At 50.5% G+C, this 26,700-nt stretch carries 18 protein-coding genes; 13 read left to right on the top strand and 5 right to left on the bottom strand.

Annotated elements, in window-relative coordinates:
• Positions 1–127: 127 nt before the first annotated feature.
• Positions 128–2,575, bottom strand: coding sequence for an endopeptidase La (gene lon, locus DEF47_RS20075; protein WP_012190533.1), 2,448 nt, complete (start codon positions 2,573–2,575; stop codon positions 128–130).
• A 269-nt stretch (positions 2,576–2,844) separates the two neighbouring features.
• Here lon and DEF47_RS20070 point away from each other — a divergent pair, with 269 nt between their 5' ends.
• The 3 genes from DEF47_RS20070 to DEF47_RS20060 all read left to right on the top strand — a co-directional run bounded on the left by DEF47_RS20070 (position 2,845) and on the right by DEF47_RS20060 (position 5,153).
• Positions 2,845–3,606, top strand: a complete 762-nt coding sequence (locus DEF47_RS20070; RefSeq protein ID WP_012190532.1) for a DUF2249 domain-containing protein — start codon at positions 2,845–2,847, stop codon at positions 3,604–3,606.
• A gap of 123 nt (positions 3,607–3,729) precedes the next feature.
• Positions 3,730–4,026 carry an ArsR/SmtB family transcription factor gene (locus tag DEF47_RS20065; protein ID WP_012190531.1) on the top strand — a complete coding sequence of 99 codons (297 nt, stop codon included), beginning with the start codon at positions 3,730–3,732 and terminating at the stop codon, positions 4,024–4,026.
• A gap of 62 nt (positions 4,027–4,088) precedes the next feature.
• Positions 4,089–5,153, top strand: a complete 1,065-nt coding sequence (locus DEF47_RS20060) for a saccharopine dehydrogenase family protein (RefSeq protein ID WP_012190530.1) — start codon at positions 4,089–4,091, stop codon at positions 5,151–5,153.
• 272 nt (positions 5,154–5,425) lie between these two features.
• On the opposite strand, the gene DEF47_RS20055 is transcribed toward DEF47_RS20060, so the two are convergent.
• The 3 genes from DEF47_RS20055 to trpC form a co-directional block, all read right to left on the bottom strand.
• On the bottom strand, positions 5,426–5,893 hold the full coding sequence (locus tag DEF47_RS20055) for a hypothetical protein (protein ID WP_012190529.1): 468 nt from the start codon (positions 5,891–5,893) through the stop codon (positions 5,426–5,428).
• A 385-nt stretch (positions 5,894–6,278) separates the two neighbouring features.
• Positions 6,279–7,958, bottom strand: a complete 1,680-nt coding sequence (ettA, locus tag DEF47_RS20050) for an energy-dependent translational throttle protein EttA (protein WP_012190528.1) — start codon at positions 7,956–7,958, stop codon at positions 6,279–6,281.
• Between the two features lie 249 nt (positions 7,959–8,207).
• Positions 8,208–9,026, bottom strand: coding sequence for an indole-3-glycerol phosphate synthase TrpC (gene trpC, locus DEF47_RS20045; RefSeq protein WP_012190527.1), 819 nt, complete (start codon positions 9,024–9,026; stop codon positions 8,208–8,210).
• Between the two features lie 98 nt (positions 9,027–9,124).
• On the opposite strand from trpC, the gene pabB reads away from it, so the two are divergent.
• The 7 genes from pabB to DEF47_RS20010 all read left to right on the top strand — a co-directional run bounded on the left by pabB (position 9,125) and on the right by DEF47_RS20010 (position 19,214).
• Positions 9,125–10,879, top strand: a complete 1,755-nt coding sequence (gene pabB, locus DEF47_RS20040) for an aminodeoxychorismate synthase component I (protein WP_012190526.1) — start codon at positions 9,125–9,127, stop codon at positions 10,877–10,879.
• A 292-nt stretch (positions 10,880–11,171) separates the two neighbouring features.
• Positions 11,172–12,161: a terpene synthase family protein gene (locus DEF47_RS20035; protein ID WP_012190525.1), complete on the top strand. Its 990-nt coding sequence runs from the start codon at positions 11,172–11,174 to the stop codon at positions 12,159–12,161.
• Positions 12,162–12,234: 73 nt separating this feature from the next.
• Complete coding sequence (locus tag DEF47_RS20030) at positions 12,235–13,251, top strand: terpene synthase family protein (protein WP_012190524.1); 1,017 nt, start codon at positions 12,235–12,237, stop codon at positions 13,249–13,251.
• Positions 13,229–14,254: an STAS domain-containing protein gene (locus DEF47_RS20025; protein ID WP_012190523.1), complete on the top strand. Its 1,026-nt coding sequence runs from the start codon at positions 13,229–13,231 to the stop codon at positions 14,252–14,254. Before DEF47_RS20030 ends, DEF47_RS20025 begins: the two co-directional genes overlap by 23 nt.
• A 114-nt stretch (positions 14,255–14,368) precedes the next feature.
• Positions 14,369–15,751 carry a 3' terminal RNA ribose 2'-O-methyltransferase Hen1 gene (locus tag DEF47_RS20020; RefSeq protein WP_012190522.1) on the top strand — a complete coding sequence of 461 codons (1,383 nt, stop codon included), beginning with the start codon at positions 14,369–14,371 and terminating at the stop codon, positions 15,749–15,751.
• On the top strand, positions 15,741–16,637 hold the full coding sequence (locus DEF47_RS20015; protein WP_012190521.1) for a nucleotidyltransferase domain-containing protein: 897 nt from the start codon (positions 15,741–15,743) through the stop codon (positions 16,635–16,637). Before DEF47_RS20020 ends, DEF47_RS20015 begins: the two co-directional genes overlap by 11 nt.
• A gap of 12 nt (positions 16,638–16,649) precedes the next feature.
• Entirely contained in the window at positions 16,650–19,214 is a 2,565-nt protein-coding gene (locus DEF47_RS20010) for a polynucleotide kinase-phosphatase (protein ID WP_012190520.1), read from the top strand.
• A 156-nt stretch (positions 19,215–19,370) separates the two neighbouring features.
• On the opposite strand, the gene trmD is transcribed toward DEF47_RS20010, so the two are convergent.
• The gene (trmD, locus tag DEF47_RS20005) at positions 19,371–20,135 is read right to left on the bottom strand and encodes a tRNA (guanosine(37)-N1)-methyltransferase TrmD (protein ID WP_012190519.1); all 765 of its coding nucleotides are present in this window, start codon (positions 20,133–20,135) and stop codon (positions 19,371–19,373) included.
• A 135-nt stretch (positions 20,136–20,270) separates the two neighbouring features.
• On the opposite strand from trmD, the gene DEF47_RS20000 reads away from it, so the two are divergent.
• The 3 genes from DEF47_RS20000 (at position 20,271) to DEF47_RS19990 (ending at position 26,409) form a co-directional block, all read left to right on the top strand.
• Entirely contained in the window at positions 20,271–22,844 is a 2,574-nt protein-coding gene (locus tag DEF47_RS20000; protein WP_012190518.1) for a choice-of-anchor I family protein, read from the top strand.
• A 209-nt stretch (positions 22,845–23,053) separates the two neighbouring features.
• Positions 23,054–25,378: a fibronectin type III domain-containing protein gene (locus tag DEF47_RS19995; protein ID WP_012190517.1), complete on the top strand. Its 2,325-nt coding sequence runs from the start codon at positions 23,054–23,056 to the stop codon at positions 25,376–25,378.
• Positions 25,375–26,409 carry a hypothetical protein gene (locus tag DEF47_RS19990; protein WP_012190516.1) on the top strand — a complete coding sequence of 345 codons (1,035 nt, stop codon included), beginning with the start codon at positions 25,375–25,377 and terminating at the stop codon, positions 26,407–26,409. Before DEF47_RS19995 ends, DEF47_RS19990 begins: the two co-directional genes overlap by 4 nt.
• Positions 26,410–26,700 lie beyond the last annotated feature (291 nt).

Raw genomic sequence — 26,700 nt, 5'->3', positions numbered from 1 at the left:
TAATCTCATGTAGCTACCTAGGCAGATATCATGCCAAGAGTACGCGATTGTGCTACTTGAATGGATGACTTTAATCCTAGCTTACGAGGGTGAGTTTACTTCCGAGCTTACCAACTTGCGCAATAAATCACAATTCGACTGATCCAAGCTGCGGTTGGGTGATCGTCGGTAGTACCACGCTGGTTTGATCGCCGTCGCTGGTGTGTTGGCTACCGCGCTCAAGCGGGTTCGAGACAAAGGCAATTGGCAAGACCTCATCCATATGTTCAACCGCAACCACGGTTATTTGGCGGCGCACATTGTTGGGCACTTCTTCCAAATCACGCAAATTCTTTTTGGGAATCAGCATGGTGGTGATGCCTGCGCGATATGCCCCTAAAATTTTGTCACGTAACCCGCCGATTGGCAGCACCCGCCCGCGTAGGGTAATTTCGCCAGTCATGGCCACATCGCGACGCAATGGCCGATGAGTTAAGGCTGAAATCACCGAACAGGCTAAGGTAATCCCTGCCGATGGCCCGTCTTTGGGCACACCGCCTTCGGGTACGTGAATATGAATATCGATTTTTTCGAAGCGTTTGCCATCGATGCCTAAACGGCGCGATGAAGCTCGGGCATACGAAAGCGCTGCTTGGGCCGATTCTTGCATCACATCGCCAAGTTGGCCAGTGAGGGTCGTTGTGCCTTTGCCATCAACAATCGCGGTTTCGATTGCGACCACATCGCCGCCGTTGCTCGACCAAACCATGCCTGTCGCTACCCCAATTTCATCACGATCATTGGCGCGGCTGTAGTCAAACGGCGGCTGACCAAGGAAATCGGTGAGCATGGTTGGCGTGATTCGGCGTGGATAGCGCTTTTTCTCGGCAACACGGCGAGCAATTTTGCGACAAATACCGCCAATTTCGCGCTCAAGGTTGCGCACGCCCGCTTCCCAGGTGTAGGTGCGAATGATTTGGCGCAAGGCTTCATCGCTGATCGTAATTGGATGTTGCTTTAAACCGTTAGCTTCGATTTGCTTGGGAATCAAGAATTTACGGGCAATTTGCACTTTTTCTTCTTCGATATAGCCTGGTAGCTCAACAATCTCCATCCGATCAAGCAATGGCTCGTCGATTGGGTCAAGCATGTTGGCGGTGGTAATAAACATAATCTTCGAAAGATCATACGGCAGATCAAGGTAGTGATCGGCAAAGGTATTATTTTGCTCAGGATCAAGCACCTCAAGCAAGGCCGCCGCTGGATCGCCGCGGAAATCATTGCCCAGCTTATCGATCTCATCAAGCATAAAAACTGGGTTGATCGTGCCTGCATCTTTCATGGTTTGGATGATGCGGCCTGGCATGGCTCCAATATAGGTGCGGCGATGGCCACGAATTTCAGCCTCATCGTGCACGCCACCAAGCGAAAGCCGCACAAACTCGCGGCCTAACGCCTCGGCGACCGAACGGCCAAGGCTAGTTTTGCCGACACCTGGCGGGCCAACAAAACATAAAATTGGCGATTTGGTACTATCACCAGCCAGCATGCGCACGGCGATAAATTCTAAAATCCGTTCTTTGACTTTTTTCAAGCCATAGTGGTTGTTTTCGAGCACCTTGGCCGCCACTTCAAGATCAGCAACATCGGCGCTGGTTTTTGACCAAGGCAGTTCTAGCAACCAATCCAAATACGTCCGAATAACGCTATATTCGGGTGCGGCTGGCGGCATCATCTCCAAGCGGCCAAGTTCTTCTAAGGCTTTGGCTTGGGCTTTGGCAGGCAAATTGGCCGCAACAATCCGATCATGCAGTTCATTCAATTCGCGGGTCAATGGATCTTCTTGACCCAGCTCGGTTTGGATGGCCTTGAGTTGTTCGCGCAGGAAGAAATCACGTTGCGACTTATCGACCTCTTTTTGCACCTGATTTTGAATATGATGCTCTAATTCAAGCACATCAATCTCTTGTGAGAGCACCACACTCAGCCGCCGCAAGCGCTCCTCGACCTCAAAAAGTTCGAGCAATTGTTGGCGACGCACGATATCAAGCGGCAAGGTCGAGGCAATTAAGTCGGCCAAGGCGCTCGCATCTTCAAGGTTGAGCGCCGCAACATAGGCATCATCGGGCATAGTGCGGCTTAGTTTGACCACTTTTTCGTAGGAAGCCAATACGCCGCGCATCATGGCCTCAATCGCCAAACTCGATTCATGATCTGGCTCGATGATTTGCACTTGCGCATTAATGTAGGGTTCAGTTGCCAGCCAATCGACAATTTGCACCCGCTGTTGGCCTTGCACCAAGACCGAGGTTGTGCCATCGGGCAGTTTGAGCACCCGCTCAATATGGGCAATCACCCCGACCTGATACAGTTGGCTGGTATCGTGCTCCTCGATTTCAATTGCGCGTTGCGCTACCGCGACAATTTGCCGATCGGCGCTCATCGCCGCCTCGATCGCAGCCATTGATAGCTCGCGGGCTACAAAAAGTGGGGTGACCATTGTTGGGAAAAGCACGGTATTGATGAGTGGAAGCACTGGCAATTCCAGCGTGGTTGCTGCCGAAATTTCATCCACCAACTGTCGATCATCTGCCATGGGTTACACCTTTTATCGCAATTCTGGCTTGGGTTGCTCGTTGAAACATACGGGGCATTATAGCACAGCCTTCTTGCGATGAACGGTTGCGGGTCGGTCTCAGGCTTTAGCAGATTAAGCTTGGTGGCGATCGTGAAGAAATTGTTACATAGCGTAGGCAAATTCCCACTTTAGCGGCTGTGCTTGGCTGATTAAACTGAATTACGACAAAGGAGGATCGCTATGGCCACGCAACGGCAACAGGCTTTGAAGGTCTGGGGGAGGCTGCGATGATTACCGCAACGATGCGTGTTGGTGAATTGCTGGGACGGCATCCTGAGCTAGAAGATTGGCTCGTATTGAACGTGCCAAGGCTGGCTCGCCTGTCGAATCCACATTTGCGGCGGATTTTAAGCCGTTGGTTGACGCTCAGCCAATTGGCGCAAATGATGCACTTAGAAGTTGATCAATTGCTGATGGCGGTCAATCAGGCCTTAAATGCCACCAATCAGCCCGAAGTTACGCCCCAAGAGCCACCAGGATGGCTGCAAGAACGCCCAATTTATCGCACAATTCAGGTTGATCAATTAACCAATGAGGTTGATGATCCGGTGCAATTGATTTTGCGCAGCGCCAAAGCAGTGCCCGCTGGCATGGTCTTATTATTAGTTAATTCATTTGATCCTAAGCCAATTAGTGCCGCTTTAGATCATCAAGGCTTTGTCAGTTGGCAACGGCCAAATCGTGAACGCTGGGATTGTTATCTGTATCGCCAATTGCCTGGCGAAGAGCAGTGGTTCGCGTCGCGGCTTGTGTTGCAACAACCCACCGTGATCGATAATCGTGGCCTCAAAACGCCCTTGCCCTTGGTCAATACCTTGGCAGCCTTGACAACTTTGGAGCCAGGCCAGCAATTGTTAGCCTTGACTGATATCCAGCCAACCTATCTTTACCCGATGCTCGAAGAACGTGGGTTTATCTACAGTACTAGTCGCGCGATCGATTATGGCTATATCACCACGATCAATCGGCCATTGATCTCAGTTAATTAATTGCTGGATGGGGTGAGCAATGTTGCTGCCCCTCTGGCCTTGGGATTTTTGGCTTAATCTGGAGCTTTACTTTTGATCAAAATTAGAGTATCATATCGGATATTACCGAAATGAAGGTTGCGCATGACAGCGGCACTCCCAACTGAAATTCAGGCTTTTCTGCGGGCATTGGGCAACGAAACCCGCCAAACGATTTTGTTTTTGTTTGCCAACCATCAGCAACTCACGGTCGGCGAAATTGCCGAACTTGCCCAAATTGGCCAATCAACCGCCTCGGAACACCTGACCATGCTCAAACGGGCGGGCTTGTTGATTTCGACCCGCCAAGGCAAAGAGGTGATTTACCAAGCCGATACTCAGCGGATGGTCGCCTATGCCGAGGAATTAGTGGTCTACTTAAAAACCTGTACCTACGAATAATTATTTTTTTATCAAACATATCGTTATATTCCGAAATGACGATATATTACAAGGAGCTAGCAATGCAAGCAATCGTTATTTTGGGTGGTTATGGCGTGGTTGGTTCGCAAATTGCCCAGATTTTGCGCCAGAGTCACCCTGATCTGCCGTTGATTTTGGCGGGGCGTAATCCACAGCAAGCCCAGCAATTGGTTGCCGAACTTGGCGGGCCAACCAGCGCGGCGGCGATCGATGTGCTCAAGCCGCAACCATTGGCGGGGTTGCAACCACAGGCGATTATCAATGCTGTCAATGACCCGCATGATTATGTGTTGCAAGAAGCAGTGGCCCGTGGGATTCCTATGGTTGATATCACCCGTTGGACATCACGTTTACAACAAACCTTGGATAGGATTGATCGCAACACCCTGAAGGCTCCATTGCTGTTTGCCTCGCATTGGATGGCGGGCTTGGCTAGTGTGGTGGCGTTTGCAGCAACCCAGCAATTAGCCCAAACCGAACAGATGGATTTGCATGTGCTGTTTTCGCTCAAAGATAAAGCTGGGCCAAATTCAATTGAATATATGGAGCATATTGCTACGCCGTTTACCATCACTGAGAAACATCAGCCACGTGAGGTTTACCCCTATACCGAGCCGCAAACTGTGACTTTTCCCAATGGTTATCGCGCCAAAACTTATCGCTTTGATACGCCTGATCAATGGACATTGCCGCAAAGCACCAAGGCTGCGAGTGTTTCGGCCCGCATCACCTTTGATGATCGTTTGACCATGGGTTTGTTGTTGGGCTTGGCGCGTTCTGGCGTGTGGAAATTGTTGATGCATCGGCGCTTTGATCGTTTGCGCCATGCCTTGCTCTACAATCCTGGCACGGGTGCGGCGCATGAATTGGTGTGGCAGATCAGCGGGCGTGATCATGCTGGCAAAGCCCAGCAATTGACCAAAACAATTGTTGATCGCCAAGGCCAAACTCATCTGACGGCAGTGGGTGCGGTGATTCAGCTTGAAACAATGTTGGGGCTAGATGGCAGCCAAGCATTTGCGCCAGGCATTTATTTTCCTGAGACAGCGCCGAAATTGGCCTATGCTTTGGGGCGGATGCAGCAGCTTGGGGTGGAATTAAATTAATCGATCAAACAATGTAAACCCCTCACCCCAACCCTTCTCCCACCGTGGCGGGAGAGGCGAGATCCAATGATCCTGATGGATGGTTTCCCCCTCGCCTGCTGGGTGGGAGAGGGGGCTAGGGGGTGAGGGCATTCCAATCGGCGGTACATCCCACCCAACGATTGTTAAAAACCTACCCTTGAAAGGAGGGGGCTAGGGGGTGAGGGCATTCCACGTGATAGTTAATTCCAATCAACCATTATATGTAAGGTGCTGCTTTGCGTTGCCTAAGCTTAATCGGCCAATAAAAACGCACCATAAAGAATGAGACAATTAATCAGAATCATTGCCCCATGGAATAGCAACTGGGTGCGTAATTGGCGTTGTGCGCCAAAATCAACGGCGGCATGAAATGGCACAAAAAAACCTTGTTCAGCGGCAATGGCTGGTTCATATATGCGAAAAAATAACATATCTCGTGTCCGATATGGCCCCTCGGTGTAAGTATTGCGCAACATCGGCCCATGTTTTCGCGCAATGATAAACCCAATCGTCGCAACGACAATTAATTCACCATAGGGTAGTGGTAAAACCCCGATTAGCATCAGATAGAGCAACAGGGCAAAATATTGACCAATGCCGATCCAGCGCAAACTATGCAGCAAAAACCAGCGAATTTTTGTTTTGAAAAATGCATAACCATAACATAGAATGATCCATACAATTAAGCCGATCCCAATCATAAAAAGCGACAAAAGCATTGAAAACCTCCTCTCATCATTTGAAAAAATAAGCGTTTTAGCGATCAAAAAATTGTTGAATCACATGCAGTAAAGCCAAAAAGAGTGAATTGGGGTGGGTTGGCAGAAGGATGGGGCGACGCTTAATCTCGGGCGGCAGCCTAGCAAATACGATAAGCATTGTTCAATAGTGGAGAAGATCATGCGCTCACCCCAAACCCTCTCCTGCGCCGTAGGAGAGGGGAGTTAAGCTGAATTTATTGATAGAAATGATCAAGCTTATTTGGCAATTCCCCCTCGCCTCGCTCAGCGGGCGAGGGGGCTAGGGGGTGAGCGCATGATCATCGACGATGAATTTCACCCAATCATTATTAAAACCTACCCTTGGAAGGAGGGCTGAGGGAAATTAATCGCGGCGTAGTTTGCGGTAAGTGATGCGATGCGGATGATCGGCGGCGCTGCCTAAGCGTTTGCGGCGATCAGCCTCGTATTCGCTGTAGGTGCCAGGATACCAAACCACTTGGCTATCGCCTTCAAAGGCCAACATATGGGTAGCAACCCGATCAAGGAACCAGCGATCGTGGGAAATAATCACGGCACAGCCGCCAAAATTTTCCAAGGCCTCTTCCAAGGCTCGTAGGGTATGCACATCCAAGTCGTTGGTTGGTTCGTCGAGCAGGATAACGTTTGCGCCCGATTTGAGCATTTTGGCCAAATGCACGCGGTTGCGCTCGCCACCAGAGAGGCCACCGACCTTCTTTTGTTGATCCGAGCCTGAGAAATTGAAACGGGCAACATAGGCACGTGAATTGACCGTGCGTGGCCCAAGCTGAATTTGTTCAGCGCCTTCGGAAATCTCTTCCCAAACGGTTTTTTCGGGGTCAAGCGTTTCGCGGCTTTGGTCAACATAGGCCAATTTGACAGTTGAGCCAACCTCAAACACGCCATCATCAGGCTGTTCTTGGTCGGTAATCAGGCGGAACAAGGTCGTTTTACCTGCGCCGTTTGGCCCAATAATGCCTACAATCCCGCCAGCAGGCAAATCGAGGGTTAAGTTTTCGTAAAGCAACTTATCGCCAAACGATTTACTCACATTATTGGCACGAATCACGATATCGCCCAAGCGTGGCCCTGGTGGAATGAAAATTTCCAATTCACCTTGAGCTTTTTCCGTATTTTGGCTGAGCAATTGTTCGTAGGCGTTGATGCGGGCTTTGCTCTTGGTTTGACGGGCCTTCGGAGCCATGTTAATCCAATCCAACTCGCGTTGGAGGGTTTTTTGGCGTTGTGATTCGGCTTTTTCTTCGTTGGCTAGACGTTGTTGTTTTTGCTCAAGCCACGACGAATAATTGCCCTTCCACGGAATGCCCTGCCCACGATCAAGCTCCAAAATCCAGCCAGCCACATTATTTAAAAAGTGGCGATCGTGGGTAACCGCGATGACTGTACCAGGATATTCTTGCAAGTGCTTTTCGAGCCAAGCCACCGATTCGGCATCAAGGTGGTTGGTTGGTTCGTCGAGCAGCAAAATGCTTGGCTCTTCGAGCAACAGCCGACAGAGCGCCACGCGGCGGCGTTCGCCACCAGAAAGCACCTCAACTGGCGTATCCGATGGAGGGCAGCGCAAGGCATCCATGGCGAAATCGAGGCGGCTATCCAAATCCCAGGCATTCATTTGGTCAAGCTTATCTTGCACCTCGCCTTGACGTTGGATCAGCGCATCCATCTCGTCGTCGCTCATGGATTCGCCGAATTTAGCGTTGATTTCATCGTATTCGCGCAAGGCATCAACGACGGGTTTGACTGCTTCTTCAACGATTTGGCGCACCGTTTTGCTGGCATCAAGTTGGGGTTCTTGCTCAAGATAGCCGATGGTATAGCCTGGCGCTAAAACCGTTTCGCCTTGAAACTCTTGATCAACGCCCGCCAAAATGCGCAACAGGCTGGATTTACCCGAGCCATTCGCCCCGAGTACGCCAATTTTTGCACCATAAAAATAGGATAACGAAATATCCTTCAAAACTTGCTTATTCGGCGGATGAATTTTGCTCACCCGAATCATCGAGTAGATAACTTTGTTATCCACAAACACCTCACATCTAGGCCAGAGTTCATTCGGCCTTATTGTACTTGAATTTGGCGATTGGTTGTTGGGGATCGGGTGTGGTGATCCACGAAGGACACGAAGGACGAGGGGTCAGGATTCAGGGGCTAGGGATCAGATTTGAATTATCTAGCCCTATCAGCAATCCTGATTCCTAATCGCTAGCCCCTGATCCCTAAATCCCATCTGCGCTAAAAAACCTTAGGTTCTCGATGCTATGCGCTCTATTCTTTACGCTTTTTGGCTCAAGGCGCGAACATGGGCCGCATGATCGGGGGCTAGCACGATCGATTCGCCTACGAGAATTGCCTCAACACCCCATTCACGCAACGTTGGCAGCACATCAGGGCCATGGATGCCACTTTCGGCCACCAACACAGGCCGCTGAGGGTCGCCAATTGCAGGCAAACTAGCGCTAACCCGTTGAGTTGTCGCAAGATCAACGCTAAAACTATGCAGATCACGATTGTTGATGCCGATAATTTGGGCTTGTAATGCCTGAGCACGGGCCATTTCAGCCTCAGTATGCACCTCAACCAAGGCTTCCATACCCAAGCCATAGGTTAATTGATACAACTCATGCAGCGTTTGATCATCGAGCATGCCCACGATCAACAAAATTGCATCGGCTCCCGATACGCGGGCCTCATAAATTTGATAGGGATCATAGAGAAAATCTTTGCGCAACAGGGGCGTAGCATAGCCCAATGTATCAAGGTGCTCATGAATTGAGCGTAAATAGATTAAGCTGCCTTGAAAAAAGCGCACATCAGTTAACACCGAAATCGCAGCCGCCCCATTGCTAGCGTAGGTTTCAGCTAGTTCAGTTGGGTTGAAATTCTCTAAAAAGACCCCTTTGGATGGACTGGCCTTTTTGACCTCAGCGATCAAGCTAATCCGATCAGGTTGGCGCAAGGCTTGGCGCAAGCTACGCGGCTTGGGGGCGTTGCCAAGTTGTTGTTCAAGTTTAGCTTGGGGGATCTTCAATTTTTGGCGCTCGACCTCGGTGCGTTTATGGGCAAAAATCTGATCTAGAATTGTCGCAGTCATCAGAAACCTCGTGGGCTAGAAACCGGTGTGCATGCCGCTAGAGTAGCATATCGTTGCGGGCTATGCCAATTGGCTTTATTGTTGGGAGGCAACAATTCGTGAGTGCGATTTATGGGCGTTTTGATTTTGCTGATGCAACTGGTCAGCCCCAAGCGTTGGAGTTTCGTCAACCCTTGGCAATCTACCAAGCGACGACCAGTGCCGAGGTGCTGCCGACGATTCAAGCCGCTCAGGCGGCGGCGCAAGCTGGAGCGTATGTAATTGGCTATGTGAGCTACGAGGCAGCAGTCGCCTTTGATTCGGCCTTGCAATCGTATCCACCAGCCGCATTGCCGTTGGTCTGGTTTGCGGCCTTTGCTGTGCCTCAAGTGGTTGAACCAACAACGCAGCACTACCAGCTCTCGCCGTGGCAACCGACGATTAGCCTTGAACACTACCGCCAAGCGATCGCGGCGATTCATGCAGCGATTGCCAGTGGTGAAACCTATCAAGTTAACTATACCTTGCGACTACGAGCCACGTTTAACGGCGATCCGTTAGCCTTTTATCATGATTTGCGGGCGGCTCAAGCTGCCAACTATTGTGCCTACCTCAATCTTGGCGAGTATCAAATTCTCTCGGCTTCGCCCGAACTCTTTTTCGATTGGCGTGATCAGCGGTTAACCACCAAGCCAATGAAGGGCACGGCTCCGCGTGGGCGTTGGCCTGAAGAAGATCAACGCTTGGCCCGTCAATTATTGGCCTCGGAGAAAAACCGTGCCGAAAATTTGATGATTGTTGATCTGTTGCGCAACGATTTGGGGCGAGTCGCAGCGATTGGCAGCGTTGGCGTGCCACGTTTATTCGAGCTAGAGCGCTATCGCACCGTTTGGCAACTGACCTCAACTGTTGCCGCCAAAACCAAGCCGAACACCAGCCTGCTTGATATTCTGCAAGCGCTCTTTCCCTGTGGCTCGATCACTGGTGCTCCCAAAGTCAAAACCATGGAACTGATTCGCCAGTTCGAGGCTGATCCACGGGCGGTTTATTGTGGGGCGATTGGCATACTGCGGCCTGATGGCAGCGCAACCTTTAATGTGGCCATTCGCACCGTATGGATCGACCAACAGCGCCAGCAGGCCGAATATGGCGTGGGCGGCGGTATTACTTGGGATTCGCAGGCTGACGACGAATATGCTGAAGCCCAACTCAAAGCTCAGTTATTGACCGAGCGCTGGCCCCAATTTGATCTGATCGAAACGCTGCGTTGGGATGGTCAGCGTTACTGGTTGCTTGAACACCATCTACGACGTTTGCACGATTCGGCGGCCTATTTTGGCTTTGCCTACGACCAAAGCGCCGTGCTGAATGCGCTCAATCAGCATAGCTTTGGCCATTCAACTGCGTTGCGAGTGCGTTTGAACCTCACCCATACAGGTGATATTGCAATTAGTAGCAGCCCGCTAACGCCGACCGCCGATGGCCAAAAGGTGAGCTTGGCGGCAACAGCGGTTAACTCCCAGAACCGCTTCCTCTACCACAAAACGACTAACCGCAGATTGTACGACGAGTACACCCAACAATCCCCCACAGATTTTGATGTGTTGCTATGGAATGAGCATGGTCAATTGACCGAATTTACCAGAGGCAACCTCGTGCTTGAACTTGATGGCCAGCGTTGGACTCCCCCAGTCGAAGTTGGCTTATTGGCCGGAACTTATCGTGCCGAATTGTTGCAACAACGCGCTATCCAAGAGCGTACTTTAGTCCTAGCCGATCTTTGGGCGGCCAGCAAAATTTGGCTGATTAATAGCGTTCGTGGCTGGGTATTAGTTGAGTTAGCTACTACAGAAGTTACCATTTCTTGCCAATAACACCCTAGGTACTAGTACTAAAGGTATAGTCAAAAGTGGTATAACGCAATGTGTTATATCACTTTATATTCATATAATCGCGATGTGTGTGTACATTTGTGTAGCTAAGTAGCTATTAACTGATTCACCTATAGCGGTGATCAAAGAGAGGACTAAAGAATGCGCTTTGGGTGATAGACATAGGTTAGGTGGATAGATTAAGGTAGTACCAAGGTAATTTAACCTACTCGCCATGTGTCGCCGTGAGAAGCGCAGATGGTAGCCCGTGTAGAACGTGTAGATGAGGTATGTTATGCCAAATACAGCACACCTACAACAATTAGCGAGAACGGTTCCAGCAACCATTCCCAAGTTGGAATCACCGTTTCCTGCGCAAATCCATCCATTGGCAGCGGAGGTTCAACAGCAGACGACCAAATGGGTGCTTGAACAAGGTTTATTGAGCGAAGCGCGGCGTAAAGCTTTTCTTGATTACAACTATACCTTGTTGATTGCCCGTTGTTATCCGTATGCGAGTGTTGAGCGGCTGCAAATTATCAGCGATTGGAATGCTTGGCTGTTTGAACTTGATGATCAATGTGACGAAGCGCGAATTGGCCATGACCCTCAAGCGTTGGCTCGCTTGCATCAGCGGCTTGGGGCAGTTATTCGCGGAGCCACGGTTGCTGCCGACGAACCACTATTAGTTACAGCCCTCGCTGATATTATGGGTCGGATGCGGGCGCTAGCACCACTGGCATGGTTTGAGGTTTTTACCCAACAGGTTGACGATTATTTTATTGGCAATCAATGGGAAGCCCACAATCGGCTGTACTCGATTATTCCCAGCGAAATTGAATACTTGCACTATCGTAAATTTACTAGTGCTGTTGCGATCTATATTGCGTTTATTGAATTTATGAATGCAAGTTATTTAACCGCTGATGAACGTCAATCAATCGACTTACGCAATCTACAAAATTGGACGAACCTTGTACTGAGTTTATGTAATGATCTTGTTTCAGTTAAAAAAGAATTACGTCAAGGCGATTGGCATAATTATGGAGCAATTGTTGCATTAAAACGAGGTATGAGTATTCCTGAAGCCTTAGAAATAGTCGCCAATGAGCATAATCATTGTATTCAACAATTTATAACAACTACCACTCAACTGAAAAATTGTAGCGTGGCACTTCAAAAAGTATTAAACGGTATGATGACATTGATGCGCGGAAATTATGATTGGTCGGATATTACTAGCCGTTATGCTACTAAACTTACCGAATTGTCGTATGCTGCATGAAACGTAGAGATGAATTATTTGCTGAAACAACCAATTTGCATTAGGTTTGTCAAGCATCTAGGAGATTGACTCAATGCCAACCCGTACTACATTGCATCACTTAGCCACGCTTATGCCTCGTGATCTTCCGGTGCTCTATTGCCCATTTCCGGCGGCGATTCATCCCGATGCGGTTGCGATTCAAGCCTCAACCCAAGCATGGGCTGATAGCTTTGGCTTGCTCGATGATTTGGAGACGCGGCTCTCTTTTAATCAACGTGGCTATGGTACCTTGATGGCGCGAGCTTATCCTAATGCTTTAACTGAGCGCATGCCAACCATTGCCGATTGGAGCACCAGCCTCTTTCTCTTAGATGATCAATTGGATCGCTTTGGCCGTGAGCATGATGCCGGGGCCATGGCAACCTTGTTGCAACGCTTGATGAAGGTACTCAAAGGTTCGCCTGCCAAGCGCCACGATTTGCCAATTGTGCAAGCAATGGGCGATGTAACCAGCCGACTTGTGCAAGGTTCGCCCGAAGCCTGGCAACACTACTTTTTTGATTCATTGCGCAAATCGTTTGCAGCAGTGCAATGGGAAGCTAACAACCGTGCTCAGGGCTATATTCCAACTCAAAAAACCTATGCAATGCAACGTTTATATACCAGTGGTACTTATTTATGCTTGGCTTTGATTGAATTTGGCAATAACGATTTCCTGCATCCCCAAGTGCGTTTGCATCCCATGGTGCGGCGTTTGTGTGAATATGTTAATCGGGTGGTGTTCTACTCAAATGATATTATTTCGTTGCGTAAAGAATTATTAGCTGGCGATTGGCAAAATTTGGTGTATCTCGTGCATACGCAACATCAATTACCAATCGGCGAAGCATTAAATTATGTCGCCCGTTTGCATAATGATACAATCAACCAATTCACTCGCGAACGCATTATGCTCGATAAATTGGCTCCTGAGATTTGTTCACCAAGCTTGTATCGCTTTGTCGATGGTTTAGCTACCTGGATGCGAGCAAACCACGATTGGTCTACCATGACCTCTCGTTATCAGACATCTACCGAGGAATCCCATGGATCTCAGTATTGTGCGTGAACGCCTGTTGCAGGTTGTTATTTCATTGACGGTCATCATTGGTGTATTTGGTTTAGCGTTTTTGGGCTTAGGAACTGTATTTTCGAATACAGTTCTTTTAATAGTTAGTAGCATTATGGGAGTAAATGCGCTCATCTGTGGTTTTATGTGGTATGGTTACGATAATTATAGTAACACCACAGTCGTCTGGTCGATTGGGGCAAGTTTACTGTTTTCAACGATTATATTGGCTTTGATCCAGCCAATTTTATCAACTGGCTATATGTTTACGCCATTAATTGTAGCAATTACCGGGCTACAATATATTTCTAATGAGCAAAAAGGTACGATTGTTGTTACGTCAATTAGTAGCAGTATTGTGGCTTTTTTTGCTGGTTTATTTAGCCCATTTAAAGAATATCAAGTCTTGTCATGGTTTGTCTATTTGAATGCAGCAGTGATTATCGGGATCTTTATTATTATTGGCTTTTTGTTATGGCAATTCAATCAACGCTTGATTAGCATGATCGATTCGATTACGGAATCGAACGCTGCGTTGGCGCTCAAAAATGAGGTTTTGCTCTCAACCAACGGCGATTTGAAAAAGCAAATTGAGCTGGAAAAACAATTACGCGAGCAAATTGCTGATCTAGAAGTGCCAATTACTGAATTAGCCCACGACGTGATTTATGCCCCAATTGTTGGGCATCTCGATGATCAACGGATCGATACCTTTCGCGAAGCCTTATTGAAACGGGTCCACGAGCAGCGTGCTCGCGCAGTGGTGCTTGATGTTACTAGTATTGCCCATATCGATACCTATGGCTGCGGGTTGCTGACCCAAACGATTCAAACGGTCAAATTGTTGGGAACCCAAGTCGTGCTTTGTGGTATTTCGGCCTCGATGGCGATGATTTTGACCAACTTAGGCATTTCGTTTGGCGAAGATCTGCGGGTGGCTCGTAGCCCAAGCGATGCGATGCGCATGCTGGGTGTCGGCGAAAAGCAGTTGATGCTTGGCTAAGTCTGCTTGTCGGTCGAATGATGAATCGCGGCTTCCCTCTTGCGATGGATTGCAAGAGGGTTTTTTGTGGTTAAATAGCCATCATGCCGAGATGGATTTAGAGGGAGTCTGCTGATGCTACTCAGATTAACAACCACCCATACACCTGCAACCGACTTGAGTTTTATTTTACATAAGCATCCTGATCGGGTGCAAACCTTCCCGCTCCCCTTTGGCTCGGCCCATATCTTCTACCCCGAAGCCAGCGCCGAGCGCTGTACCATCGCCCTATTGCTTGATGTCGATCCGGTGGCGTTGGTGCGCGGCAATCGTGGCAGCGAGGGCATGCTCAGCCAATATGTCAACGATCGCCCATATGTGGCTTCGTCGTTGCTATGTGTTGCCATGGGTGATGTTTTTTCGAGCGCCATGGCAGGGATTTGTAAAAAACGCCCAGAGTTGGTCGATTTGGTGTTGCCGCTAACCGTCGAGTTGCCAGTTGTGGCAGTGCGGGCGAAGGCTGGTTTAAGCTTAATTCAACGGTTGTTTGAGCCGTTGGGCTATCAGGTTAGCGCCGAGCCAATTGCCAATGATAATCCAGCAAATAGCTATCTTGCGCTTAAATTAACTGCCAATCTCACGGTTAAACAATTGCTCACGCACATATATGTGCTCATCCCTGTGTTAGATAATGCTAAACACTATTGGATTGGCAATGACGAGGTGAGCAAATTGTTACGCAAAGGCGATGGGTGGTTGGCGCAACATCCAGAATGCGAGTTGATTACAACCCGTTATTTGCGCTATCAAAAAAGCCTTACCAGCGCTGCGCTTGAGCATTTGCTCCAAGCAGTTGCGCCTGAAACCACAACTCAAACCGAGCTAGATCAGGAGCAAGTGAGCGAACCAACTGAACGCCAAAGCCTGCATACTCAGCGCCATAATGTAATTGTACAGCGGTTGAAGGCCAGCGGAGCACAACGCATTCTCGATTTAGGCTGTGGTGAAGGCAAGCTCTTACGTGAATTGCTCAAAGAGAGCCAATTTAGTGCGGTCGTTGGCATGGATTTGAGCACCCGTGCGTTGGCAATTTTACAGCAACGGATTGAACGCTTGCCCGAACGTCAACGCCAACGCCTGAGCTTGCTGCATGGCTCGTTGCTCTATCGCGATGCTCGCTTGAAAGGCTTCGATGCCGCCGCAATCGTCGAAGTTTTGGAGCACCTTGAGCTTGGCCATTTGGCGGCCTTTGAACGAACTGTATTTGGTTTTGCCCGCCCGAAATTGGTGCTCGTAACCACGCCCAACCGTGAGTACAATCAATTGTTTCCAAGTTTGCCCGCCGACCAGCTGCGCCACCGCCATCATCGTTTTGAATGGACGCGGGCTGAATTTGCAGTTTGGGCCGAACGAGTTGCGGCAAGCTACAACTATCGCGTCAGCATCGAGCCGTTGGGGCCCGAAGATCCCAACCATGGTGCGCCGTCGCAATTGGGGGTGTTTGAAGATGCAACCTAAACTGCATTTGGCGCTCGGAACCCATGTGGTGCTGTTGCGCACGATCGATAATCAGGCCAAACATAGTGTGGCTCAAGTGGTTGCAACGCCCTGCGAACATAGCGAATATTACACGGTGCGCTGTGTTGATGGTACGCTTTTGCAACTCACCCGCCAAGATTTTGGCCTGCGTAAGCAATTCAACGACCCATTGTTGGGCTTGGAGCAACCGCAACTCGCTGAAAACCGCCAATGGATTCACTATCGTTGTGTGGTTGGCTCACGCGCTTATGGCTTGGATACGCCTGAATCGGATACTGATTGGCGTGGCTTTTTTGTGCCAGCAGCAGCAGTAGATTGGGGCTTGGCGACCGTGCCTGAACAATATGAATTTGTTGAAACCCAAGAACACTATTGGGAAGTGCAAAAATTTTTGAATTTGCTGTTGCGAGCCAATCCAAATGCGCTTGAATGTTTGTATACCGACATGGTTGAGCATGCCTCGCCGTTGGCCTTGGAGCTACGCGCAATGCGCCATAAACTGCTGACCAGCCGGATCTATCAAAGCCATAACAGCTATGTGTTGGCCCAATTTCGCCTGCTTGAGCGCGATTTACGCACTCATGGCAGCTTGCGCTGGAAACATGTGATGCATTTGATTCGCTTGTTGCTGAGCGGCATCCACGCTTTGCGCCATGGCGAATTACGCTTGCGTCACGTTGCCGAACACGATCAACTGATGGCGATTCGCGCTGGCGAATTGGAATGGGATACGATTAATCGTTGGCGAATTGCCCTGCATGCTGAATTTGAACAAGCCTATGCCGCAACCAAACTGCCAATTTTGCCCGATCTAGCGGCGGCGAATGCTTGGTTGCTCCAAGTGCGTCGCGCCCAAGTGGACTAAGGAGCTGGTTTCATGGAATTAGGAATACCTGAATTGTCGTTGGTGGTATTGGTTGGGGCTTCTGGCTCAGGCAAATCGACCTTTGCGCAGCGCTATTTCAAGCCCACCGAAATTATTTCGTCCGATGCCTGTCGCGCAATGCTCACCGATGATGAAACTGATCAATCGGTCTCAGCTGATGCCTTTGATTTAGTGTATACAATTGCTGCCAAGCGCCTAGCCTTGGGCCGTTTGACTGTGATCGATGCGACCAATGTGCAGGCCGAAGCACGGAAACCGTTGTTAGCCTTGGCGCGGCATTATCACGTCTGGCCCGTGGCGATTGTGCTGCACACGCCTGAACGCGTCTGTTTGGAGCGCAATTTAGGTCGCCCCAATCGCGATTTTGGCGATTTTGTGGTCAAGCGCCAAATCGATAATTTGCGGCGTTCGCTGCGCACGCTGCACGATGAAGGCTTTCGGGTGGTGCATAGCGTTACGCCTGAGCAGGTTGATAGCGTTGAAATTGTGCGCCAACGCGCTTGGAGCAACCGTAAAGTTGAGCATGGCCCTTTCGATATTATTGGCGATGTGCATGGCTGTTACCCTGAACTTGAGCGCTTGCTGCTGGAATTGGGTTATAGCATTAATCTCACGCCAGGCCACAATTATGGCTTTACGGTTACGCCGCCTGCTGGCCGCCGCGCAGTGTTCGTCGGCGATTTAGTTGATCGCGGGCCAGATTCAGTTGGCGTGTTGCGCTTGGTGATGAGTATGGTTGAAACCGGCGCAGCCTTGTGCGTGCCAGGTAACCACGACGATAAATTAGCGCGGGCTTTGGCTGGACGTAAAGTCAAACAAACTCATGGCCTGGCCGAAACGATGCAAGCGTTGGCTGAAACTGATGAGGCTTTTCGCCAAGCAGTGCGCCATTTTATCGAAGGTATGGTCAGTCATTTAATTTTTGATGATGGAAAGTTGGTGGTAGCCCATGCTGGCATGAAACAAGAGTTACAAGGGCGGATGTCGAAGCGCGTGCGCGAATTTGCCTTATATGGCGAAACTACGGGCGAAACCGATGAGTTTGGCTTGCCCGTGCGCTACCCCTGGGCCAAAGAATATCGCGGCGAGGGTTTGGTTGTTTATGGCCATACGCCAATTCCCCAGCCCGAATGGCTGAACAACACGGTTGATATTGATACTGGCTGTGCCTTTGGCGGAGCACTCACCGCGCTGCGTTATCCCGAGCGTGAGTTTGTGCGAGTGCCAGCCTTTGCCCAATATGCCATTCCCAAACGGCCTTTGGAAATGAATGCAACCCAACTTTCAGCTCAACAAGCGCATGATCAAGTGCTCGATTTGAGCGATTTTCAAGGCAAATTGCAAATTAGCACCAGCTTGATCAGCCAAATCAACCTGCGCGAAGAACAAACCAGCGCCGCATTGGAAGTGATCAGCCGTTTTGCTATCGAGCCACAATGGCTGATCTACTTACCACCAACGATGTCGCCCTCTGAAACTAGCCAACTTGGCAGTTTCTTGGAGCATCCTGCCGAAGCCTTAGAATATTATCGGCGGGCGGGGGTTAATGAAGTTGTGTGCGAAGCTAAGCATATGGGTTCGCGGGCGATTGTGATTATCTGCCGCGATAGCGAGGTTGCTCGTGAGCGCTTTGGCGTAACTGGCGAGCAAATTGGCGTTTGCTACACCCGTACTGGGCGGCGCTTCTTTAGCGATCCTGAGCTTGAAACGGCCTTTTTGCAACGGCTGCAACAAGCAATTAGTAAGCTTAATTGGTGGGAAAGCTTCGATTCAGGCTGGTTTGCCTTAGATTGTGAACTGCTGCCGTGGTCGGCCAAAGCGCATGATTTGATTCAAAATCAATATGCGCCCGTCGGAGCTGCCGCAACCGCTAGCATGAGCGCCGCCCAAGCCGCGTTGCGCCAAACGGTCACGCGCCTGCCCGAATCGGTTGAGTTGCAAGCGCTGATTGCCCATACTCAATTGCGCCAACAGGCGGTGCAAGGCTATGTTGAGGCCTACCAACACTATTGCTGGCCAGTCCGCAGCCTCGATGATTTGCGGTTAGCGCCGTTTCATCTTTTAGCTTGTGAACAACGCCCATTGTATGATCGTGACCACGAGTGGCATATGCAAACTTTGGCAGCCTTGGCCGAGGCCGAGCCACGTTTATTGGTAGCCACACCCTATCGCCTAGTCGATTTGCACGATCAAGCCAGCGTTGAGCAAACAATTGCATGGTGGCAAAAACTCACAGCGGCGGGTGGCGAAGGCATCGTCATCAAGCCCAAACAATGGGTTGTGCAGAATTCGCGCGGCATCGTACAACCAGCAATTAAATGTCGTGGCGCTGAATATCTGCGGATCATTTATGGCCCTGAATACGATTTGCCCGAAAATTTGGAGCGCTTACGCCAGCGCGGCCTGAGTGGCAAACGTTCGTTAGCGCTGCGCGAATTTGCCTTAGGCCTCGAAGCCCTCGATCGTTTTGTCAATCGTGAGCCATTACGCCGTGTGCATGAATGTGTTTTTGGGGTGCTTGCGCTTGAAAGCGAGCCAATCGATCCACGGTTGTAAGGCTTGGGGATCAGTTGTTGGGGGTCGGGGAGCAGGTTTGATCCACGAAGGACGCGAAGCGCACGAAGGATTGTAAGGATGAAAGCTATGGGCTATCGGAACGTTTTTGTGGTAGCTCATTAATTCCGATAGCTCATAGCTATCTCTTCTTAGATCTTAGCCTTCTGCCTTTTGATTTTTGCCTTCTGATTTTTCTTCCCAGCCCCATTCTTTGAGTAACTGACGATCTTTTTTGGAGAGCGTGGCATGGCGCAACATATCGGGGCGGCGCTCCAAGGTGCGGCGTAAACGCTGCTCATGTCGCCATTGGGCAATCTTGGCGTGATGCCCACTCAGCAAAATTGGCGGCACGGCAACCCCATTCCATTCGGCGGGCTTGGTGTAATGTGGATATTCCAATAGGCCATCGTCGTGGCTTTCGTGCAGCAGCGATTCAGGGTCGAGCACTTCGGGCACGAGGCGGCCAACTGCATCGACAATAGTCATTGCTGCCAGCTCACCGCCAGTCAGTACAAAATCGCCCAACGACACTTGATCGGTCACATAACGTTCGATATAGCGCTCATCGATGCCCTCGTAATGACCACACACCAGCACTAAACGCGGCAATTGCGCCCATTCACGGGCGATCGTTTGGTTAAACACACGTCCGCTGGGAGTCATCAGCACCACCGGAGCTGGATTGGGATCGGCGGACAGTACTGTCTGAGTGCAAAGCGCCAACGGCCCAGGCTTCATCACCATCCCTGCCCCGCCGCCAGTTGGCGAATCATCGACCATCTTATGCTTGTCGGTGGCGTAATCGCGAATATCATGCAAGTGAAATTGCAATAATTCAGCCTGAGCCGCCCGTTTCAAAATGCTTTCGGTCAGCGGGCCAGTAAACATGGCCGGAAACAAGGTCAAAATATCAAAACGCATTGCAAAAATCCTATCGTAGCAGATTTAACCTGTTGATTGTTGTTTGTTAATCAACGCCTATGATACTCGATGGCTTAGGGCTGGTGCAAAAAATCGCTGTGTGAATAATATTTCTTCTATGAGGAGCAATTGGCTATGCGTTTTCGGCGAACAGCATACGGGCTAGGATTAAGTTTATTGTTAGCGACCCTCCCCCACGCAAGCTTGGCAACCCCAGCGCTCACCACAACTGGCGTTCCAACCGACCCCACTCCGGCAATCAAACTCACGCGAATTGGCCGTTATAACCCAGGCCCATTTCGTAGCGCTGATCCACGGGCAGCTGAAATTGTCGATTTTGATCCGCAAAGCCAGCGCATGGTCTTGATCAATGGCTTTAACAGCGCCTTGGATATTGTTGATCTGAGCAATCCGGCCAACCCGCAGTTGCTTACAACGATCGCCATTACGCCCACCAGCAGCAATGTGCCCAACAGCGTGGCCGTGCACAATGGCTTAGTCGCGGTGGCCGCCAATGCTGCCGTCAAAACCGATCCTGGGCGGGTGGTGTTGTTCAATCGCGATGGCGTGTTTTTGAATGAAATCACAGTTGGAGCAGTGCCCGATATGCTGACCTTCACGCCCGATGGCCGCCGGATCGTGGTGGCAATTGAGGGCGAACCCAACAGCTACAACCAAGTTGATTCGGTTGATCCTGAGGGGGCGGTGGCGATTATCGATTTGCCGCAAAATTTTGCCAACATTACAACCACCAGCGTGCTTTCATCAAGCTTGGTTGGCTTTACTGATTTTAATCTGGGTGGCAGTCGCCATGCTGAGCTTGACCCGCAAATTCGAATTTTCGGGCCAAACGCCAGCGTCGCCCAAGATTTAGAGCCGGAATATTTAACAATCTCTGCCGATTCGAGCAAAGCCTATGTGACGCTGCAAGAAAATAATGGCTTGGCCTTGATCGATCTGAATGCAGGGCGGGTGCAATGGCTCAAAGCTTTGGGCTATAAAAATCACAATCTCGCGGGCTATGGGCTTGATCCCAGCGATAGCGATGGCATGAATGCAATTGCGCCATGGCCTGTGTTGGGTATGTATCAGCCAGATACGATTAATAGCTATGCTGCCAATAACCAAACCTATTTGGTAACTGCCAATGAAGGTGATGCCCGCGACTACACCGGATTTACCGAAGAAGTGCGGATCAAAAATGTGATGCTTGATTCGAGCGTGTTTACCAACGCTGCCAGCCTGCAACAAGATGCCCAACTTGGGCGCTTGAATATCACCAATACTAAGGGCAACTTTGGCGGGCAGCACCATGCACTCTATTCATTTGGCGCACGCTCATTCTCAATTTGGGATGGTACGACAGGTCAGTTGGTATTTGATAGTGGCGATGATTTGGAAACCCGGACTGCCGCTACGTTTCCAAATAATTTTAATGCCAATAACACCGCCCACAGCCGCGATAACCGTAGCGACGATAAAGGCCCAGAGCCAGAAGCTTTGGCGGTAGCGACGATTGATGGCCGCAGCTATGCCTTTGTCGGCTTGGAGCGGATGGGCGGAATTATGGCCTACGACGTGAGCAACCCGCACGCGCCCCAATTTCTCGAATATTTCGCTGCGCGTAGCTTCCCCAGCAGCTATGTTACTGGCACGCCCGATGATCTTGGGCCTGAAGGCATGCATGTGATCGCCGCCGAAGATAGCCCAACTGGCAAGCCCTTGTTGTTGGTTGCTAACGAAGTGAGCGGCTCGGTTTCGATCTATCAAATTAGCGCCCAAACTCCTCGCATGCACTTGAACCTGAGCGATGGCTTAACCAGCGTGCAACCCAACACCTCGGTTATTGCCTCGCTGAGCTTGAATAATCAACAAACTGAGCCAAGCGCTCGCCCGGCAACTGAAGTCCAAGTGCAGTATCTTGTGCCAAGCCAATTAAGCTACAACGGTTGTACAATTGCCAGCCCCTTGGCGGGCACATGTAGCCAGCAAAATGGCCTAGTAACCTTCAATCTGACCACACCATTTGCCTCGGCTAGCCAAGGCTTGTTGCAGGTTGCCACCACGGTCAAGCCCAATGCCACAGGCACAATTGAGCATCAAGCCAGCCTCAGCTATCGCGATGCTGGCGAATTGCAAACCACGGTTCAAGTCAGCGATACGACCACAATTGGCGTTGCACCGTTGATTACCAGTGGCTTGCCCACGGCGGCGAGCTATGGCGCGATCTATAGCCACACCCTGACGGCGAGCGGCATGCCAACCCCAACTCTCAATCTTGTTGGCAACTTGCCAGCAGGCTTGAGCTTCGATAGCCAAACTGGAATTTTGGCGGGTACGCCGACCACCAGCGGTAGTTTCCCAAATTTGATCTTCCAAGTGAGCAACGGAATTGGTACAATGGTAACGCAAAGCTTTACGCTGACCGTTGCCAAAGCGCCATTGCAGGTCGTTGCTGATAACCAACGTCGTTTATTCGGCCAACCCAACCCGCCCTTGAGCTATCAAGTAACTGGCTTGCGCTTGCAAGATACGGCTGCAAGTGCATTAACTGGCACATTAACCACCACCGCAACCCTCACCAGCCCGCTTGGTGAGTATCCAATTAGCCAAGGTAGTTTGCAGGCTCAACACTACCAAATGAGCTTTAGCGCTGGCATACTCACCATCGAAGCCAACGCGGTTTACCTACCCTTGATTGGGAAATAAGCAGCAGCAACGATTCGTCAATAGCTCAAAGTGACATACACAAGCGTAATCAACAACCTTTAATTGAATGATTGCGCAATGCAACGTAAAGACCAAGCGTCGGATTACGCATCGGTGATCCGACGCTGCGCAACTTCACGATCTGACCAGCGTCTTTACGTATAACCGTTTGGGGTGCAGCTATGGCTGGGCTTCAACGGGAGGTAGTTATGATGAGCCGACGTGCTGGAATGTTAATTATTGCCATTCTCAGTTTGGCGCTGCTGGTTGGCTTGATTGGCTATGCCTTGTTGGTGCAGCCAGTTGTCGCCCAACTTTCACCAACGCCACCAACCCTCTTTACCCAGTTGCAATACCCTTTCAATCAGAGTTTGATTCCAGTGGGCAAAGTGCTGACGGTGCATTCGCGCTCGTGGGGCAGCCAGCCGATTGAGAACGTCGAATTATGGGCTGATGGTCAGCCATGGGCGCTGCAAGCAGCCAATAATGCAACGCTATACGAAGGCTTATTTGCTTGGCAATCTCTTGGCTTGGGCGACCACAGTTTGGTTGCTCGCACCAACGATACCAGCAAAATTCCCTCAACTTCGGCGATTGTGCGCTTGAATGCTGTGATGCCATATGAGCCTGTTGCGACCTTCCAAGTGCAACAGTCAGCAGGTGAAAGCCTGGAAAGCCTGAGCAAAGCCTTTGACGTTGCGCCCCAAACTCTGCTGAAGCTCAACCCACAGCTTGGCAATTTGCCCTTGAACCAGCCCTTGGGCAGCGATCAATCGATTACGATTCAGTTGGCTGGTCAATTTACCCCCATCAGCACTACCACCAGCCTGAGCGCGACTCAAACGCCACTTCCGGCTGATGTTGCCAATTTGCCGTTGGCTACACCCTACGACCCCAATGCAATCTGGTTTGATTTGCAGCGCCGTTTTGGCACAGCCAATGTGCCGTTAGCTCCTGAGGCGCTGGTTGGCAGCAGCAATTGCCAAACCCAGTTGGTGTTTACGCCCACATCAGATGATGCTGATGGCTTTTTTATCTATCGGGCTGGGCCAACGCAAAACCATTTTGAGTTGGTGGCAACCGTTGCCGCCAATGGTTCTGGCCCACAGCTTTGGCAAGAACCAGCCGATTTTGGCCAAACGCTCTATTATGTGGTGGCGTTTAATCCAGCTGGGGCAGCGGCTAGCCCAGTGGTGGCACTAGAGAATGCTGATTCGGCTTGTGCCACGTTGCAAGTGCCTCAATTTGCCAGTTTGCTGCTCACGCCAAAAATAGCCGTCAGCGATGTTTATTGTTATAGCTCGTTAGCAAACGGCCCATGGCAACGAGTGCCCAATCAAGGCTTTTTGCTGCCAATTGCTGGCGGCTACGATTTAGCCAGCGCTTTACCACTAACCGCGATCAGCGCCAGCCAAACTTGGAATTTGGAATGCTGGGGCTGGAATGGCACGCAGCCACAATTATTGGGCAACACCAGCACCACATTAAGTCTTGGGCAGGAGCAAATAATTGCCCTCGATGCCGATTTATTCAGTTTGCAAGGCCAATTGAACACTAGCACCCAAATTCAGCAAGTGCCTACGCTCAGCACAATTGCGCCGCCAACCAACCTTCGCTTAACCACCGATCTTGAGGAGTGTGTGCAAGCAGCGCCGCAAGCTGATGATTTTTGGCGGACGGCTTGTAGCACCAATCTGGCGGCGGGAGCGACCGTTCTAACCTGGCAATGGAGCGAACAGGCCTGTTTTCCAAGCGCTGACGGCCAAGATTGTAGTGCCAACGCCAATCTTGAAGGCTTTCAAATTAACGATCGCTTGGCTGGAACGCCGCTCGAATTAACCCGCGTTAATCCTGAACAACGCTTGGTGTTTTTGGCTCCACGTACCATGCCCAGCCCAACCGATGAATGTTTGAGTGTGCAAGCTTTTCGTGGTTTGGCCGTTTCGCTGGATAGTGAAGTGCTCTGTTTGCCAGCGCTTAAATTGGCAGCAGGTAGCTATACCCTCGCCCCAAGTTTGTTTAATCTGAATGCAGGCGTGGCTCAGCAAACGGTTGGTGATGGCTGCCCAGCCTTGCCGATCAACCAAAGCCAATCAACCAGCCTGAATTATCCCTATGTCAGTAGTTTGTTGCTACTTCAGCGCAATGCTGTGGCCGAAACTGCCTGTCGGCGCTACACGGCCAGCTGGTTTGATGGCAGTGTGAGTTTTATTTTGCCGCGACTCGATCAATCAGTTGGTGGCTTAGAATTAAGTTTTAGTGTCGCAAGTCAACCTGAGCCAGCCAACGAAGCCTGCCCCGCCAGCGCCAGCCTGCAAATCGGGAGCGCTAGCCAAACAATTGATTTAGCAACTTGGCCCACGAATGGCTTGGTTACAGTTGCTGTTGATCAAGCCTTGCTCGAACAAATTGGGCAATCGAATGACCCCAAATTGAACTTTACACTTCAAGCCGAGCGCCAACTTGCCAATCGCAACCAACGTTGCAGTAGCGAGCTAGGCGATTTTTCATTGAAACTAACGGTGCAACCATGAAACGATGGCTTGGAATTTTGTTAATTGGCCTCTTGGGTGCTTGCCAACAGCAACCAGCAGCCGCACCAAGTCAAGCCCAAATTATGCCTCAAGTGTGGATCGACGCACCATTAGCTGGCAGCGCTTTGGAACTTGGCGAGATTCAAGTGCTGGCTCATGGCTATCATCCAATGGGTCTCAGCACGATTGAATTAAGCGTCAATGGCCAAGTTGTGGCAACCCAACAACCAACCATGCGCGGCTCACAATTTGGCTATGCCAATCTCAAATGGCAGCCGAGCCAAGCCGCCGCCTATCGTTTAGCGGTGCGTGCCCAAAGCAGCCAAGGCCAATGGAGTGATCCGGCGAGTGCTGAGGTGGCAGTTGGTCAGATTAATAGCTTGCGAATAGCAGCCTTGCCCAGTGCAACCAGCGTGCCGAGTGCCACCACAACGCCAACCACGACTCCGACTGCCACGCCAACGAGTTCGCCAACCTTCACGGCAACGCCAACCCGACCAATTCCAAGCAATACAACCCGACCAGCACCAACAACTGTTCGGCCATCGAATACGCCGGTGCGTAGCACCAACACGCCTGTGCTGCCAACGCCAACTGATACGCCTGCGCCGCCAAAACCAACTGATACACCAGTGCCACCAACCGCGACCGATACGCCTGTGCCGTCAACGCCAACCGACACACCTGCGCCAATTCTGCCACCAATTATTGGCGAGCCAGTAGCTTCAGCACGTGCCTTTGCCGAACAAACTGCTTGTGGCATGCCCGACCAAATTACGATCAGCGTGTCGGTCGATAATTTCCCCGCAGGCGATGTGAGCTTGTACTATCACGCTGGGCCAAGCCGCTGGCAATCGACGGTGATGCAAGGTGGTGGTGGTAATTGGAGCCGTACCTTGTTCGCGAAACGCGAAATGTCAGGGCAACGTTTTGGGGCATTCGAATACTATATTTTGGCCCAAGGCAGCGATGGACAGTCGTCAAAATCTCAAGTCTATGGTGGTATCGAGTATTTGCCATGTAACCCTTAGGTCAAGGATGAAGGATGAAGGATGAGGGATGAAGGGGAGAACATAGAACATAGAACATAGAACATTTTACGCAGAGGCGCAGAGGAACTATGGCTATCGGCTATCGGAATGGTTTAATCAGTTCAAAAAATTCTCTACTCCAAAAGCCGATAGCCATCAGCCCATAGCCTAATCTCCCTTTGTGCCCTTCGTGGATCGAAACTCCCAATCGCTCTATGCTCTATGTTGTAAGTTCGATATCCTGTGGGCCACCCCAGTTCCGACTGGGATCGATCAGATTGGGAATAGCCT

The sequence above is a fragment of the Herpetosiphon sp. genome (assembly GCF_003512625.1).
In the GTDB taxonomy this organism is placed as follows: Bacteria; Chloroflexota; Chloroflexia; order Chloroflexales; family Herpetosiphonaceae; genus Herpetosiphon; species Herpetosiphon aurantiacus.
This window is presented reverse-complemented; position numbering and strand designations above follow the sequence as displayed.